The organism is Candidatus Streptomyces philanthi, assembly GCF_059553635.1.
Genome location: NZ_JCANQV010000482.1, coordinates 1 through 2,728, shown reverse-complemented (window position 1 = coordinate 2,728; position 2,728 = coordinate 1). Strand labels below are relative to the sequence as shown.

At 73.1% G+C, this 2,728-nt stretch carries 2 protein-coding genes; one reads left to right on the top strand and one right to left on the bottom strand.

Features of this window, described 5'->3' with window-relative positions; all coding sequences use genetic code 11:
- On the bottom strand, nucleotides 1-423 hold a 423-nt coding region (locus tag AC51EU_RS29245; protein WP_496270110.1), incomplete at its 3' end, for a hypothetical protein.
- A gap of 495 nt (nucleotides 424-918) precedes the next feature.
- Here AC51EU_RS29245 and AC51EU_RS29240 point away from each other — a divergent pair.
- On the top strand, nucleotides 919-2,688 hold the full coding sequence (locus tag AC51EU_RS29240) for an acetyl/propionyl/methylcrotonyl-CoA carboxylase subunit alpha (protein ID WP_496270109.1): 1,770 nt from the start codon (nucleotides 919-921) through the stop codon (nucleotides 2,686-2,688).
- Nucleotides 2,689-2,728 lie beyond the last annotated feature (40 nt).

Here is a 2,728-nt window from a genome sequence, read left to right as displayed (position 1 = left end):
CGCGCCGCCGGGAAGCTCGCGGCCGGGCTCCTCCCCGTACGCCACGAGGGTGAGGACCAGCAGGCCCAGGACGGCACTCGCGGCGAGGAAGGCGACCCAGCCGACCAGACCGACGGCGAGGGCGCCGAGCACGCCGTGGACGACGGCGCAGCAGATCAGGGCGGTGCGGGCGAGGGAGCCGGGGGCGCGGTCGCGCAGGGCGCAGCGCAGCAGGACGGCGGCGCAGCCGAGGAGGAAGAGGCCGAGGAGGGCGCCGGCGGCCCAGGCGGCGGTGGCCGTCGCGCGGGGGTCGATCCCGGCGAGGGTCATGTGCTGCCGGTCGACGACGATGCCGAGGATCCAGTTGATCAGCGCCACCCCGGCCGTCTCCAGGACGAGCACCACCGCCGTCACCAGGGCCACCGGCCTGCGTGCCGTCTCCACCGCGCCCACCCGCTTCCGTCGTCGCCGGTCGTGCGTTGCCGTAGAACGTGCCGCCGCCCCGGGCGGGCCCGCCGCCCCTGTTACCCCGGGTACGGGGGCACCGCGCACGCTACTTACGGGTAACGGCGGGGGCAAGAGCCTGGCGCGACCCGTTCGCCGGACGGCGCGGCACCGCTCCCGGACCCGTCCGGCCGGGGCTCCCGCCGCACCCGGCACCCGCAAACTTTCATTCGTCCATTCGTAGGGACTCCACAAAGAATTGACGCCCCGCTGGATGCCCGCGGGTCGAGACCTAGGCCACATCGGCGCGTCGGCGCCGGACCGCGATTCGCGGCCTACCCTGGGACACCAGGGGGATTCGCGTTCTCGCCGACGCCGGCGACACTCTCCGTGTGGGCAAGGTCACCTCGGGGAACGGCTCGGCACACGGTGTCGCCAGTCCCTAAACTCGCTTCGTTCGTTGTGTTGCGGCGTAGCGCCAAGGAAGGACCCATCGTGCGCAAGGTGCTCATCGCCAACCGTGGCGAAATCGCTGTCCGCGTTGCCCGTGCATGCCGGGACGCCGGGATCGGGAGCGTCGCCGTCTACGCGGAACCCGACCGGGACGCCCTGCACGTCCGCGCGGCGGACGAGGCGTACGCCCTGGGCGGTGACACCCCTGCCACCAGCTACCTGGACATCGCGAAGGTCCTTGCCGCCGCCGCCGATTCCGGCGCGGACGCGATCCACCCCGGTTACGGCTTCCTCTCGGAGAACGCCGACTTCGCGCAGGCCGTGCTCGACGCGGGTCTGACCTGGATCGGCCCGCCGCCGCACGCCATCCGCGACCTGGGCGACAAGGTCGCCGCGCGGCACATCGCGCAGCGCGCCGGTGCGCCGCTGGTCGCCGGTACGCCCGACCCGGTCTCCGGTGCGGACGAGGTCGTCGCCTTCGCCGAGGAGCACGGCCTGCCGATCGCGATCAAGGCGGCCTTCGGCGGTGGCGGCCGCGGCCTGAAGGTCGCCCGCACCCTCGAAGAGGTCCCCGAGCTGTACGACTCGGCGGTCCGCGAGGCCGTGGCGGCGTTCGGGCGCGGTGAGTGCTTCGTCGAGCGGTACCTGGACCGTCCGCGGCACGTCGAGACCCAGTGCCTGGCCGACAAGCACGGCAATGTCGTGGTCGTCTCCACCCGTGACTGCTCGCTCCAGCGCCGCCACCAGAAGCTGGTCGAGGAGGCCCCGGCGCCGTTCCTGACGGACGAGCAGAACGCCGAGCTGTACCGCGCGTCCAAGGCCATCCTCAAGGAGGCCGGCTACGAGGGCGCGGGCACCTGCGAGTTCCTCGTCGGGCAGGACGGCACGATCTCCTTCCTGGAGGTCAACACCCGCCTCCAGGTGGAGCACCCGGTCACCGAGGAGGTCTCGGGGATCGACCTGGTCCGTGAGATGTTCCGGATCGCCGACGGCGAGAAGCTCGGCTACGACGACCCGCCGGTGCGCGGTCACTCCTTCGAGTTCCGGATCAACGGCGAGGACCCGGGCCGCAACTTCCTGCCCGCCCCCGGCACCGTCACCCGCTTCGACGCCCCGACCGGCCCCGGCGTCCGCCTGGACGCGGGGGTGGAGAGCGGCAGCGTCATCGGCCCCGCCTGGGACTCCCTGCTGGCCAAGCTGATCGTCACCGGCGCCACCCGTGAGCAGGCGCTCCAGCGGGCGGCCCGCGCGCTGGGCGAGTTCACCGTGGAGGGCATGGCCACGGCCCTCCCCTTCCACCGCACGGTCGTCAAGGACCCGGCGTTCGCGCCCGAACTGACCGGCTCGACGGAGCCGTTCACCGTCCACACCCGCTGGATCGAGACGGAGTTCGTCAACGAGATCCCGGCGTTCGCCGCGGTCGGTACGGAGGAGGCCGAGGCCGACACCCGCGAGACCGTGGTGGTCGAGGTCGGCGGCAAGCGCCTGGAGGTGTCGCTGCCGTCCTCGCTCGGCATGCCGCTGGCCCGCGCCGCGGTCGCCGGGGGCGCCAAGCCGAAGCGGAAGGCCACCAAGCGGTCCGGCTCCGCCGCCTCCGGCGACGCGCTCGCCTCCCCGATGCAGGGCACCGTCGTGAAGGTCGCCGTGGAGGAGGGCCAGCAGGTCGCCGAGGGCGAGCTGGTCGTCGTCCTGGAGGCGATGAAGATGGAGCAGCCGATCAACGCGCACCGCGCGGGCACGGTCAAGGGCCTGTCCGCCGAGATCGGCGGGGCCCTCACGGCCGGCGCCGTGATCTGCGAGATCAAGGACTGACGCGGCCCGCGCCGCATGACGGAGGGCCGGTCACCGAGGT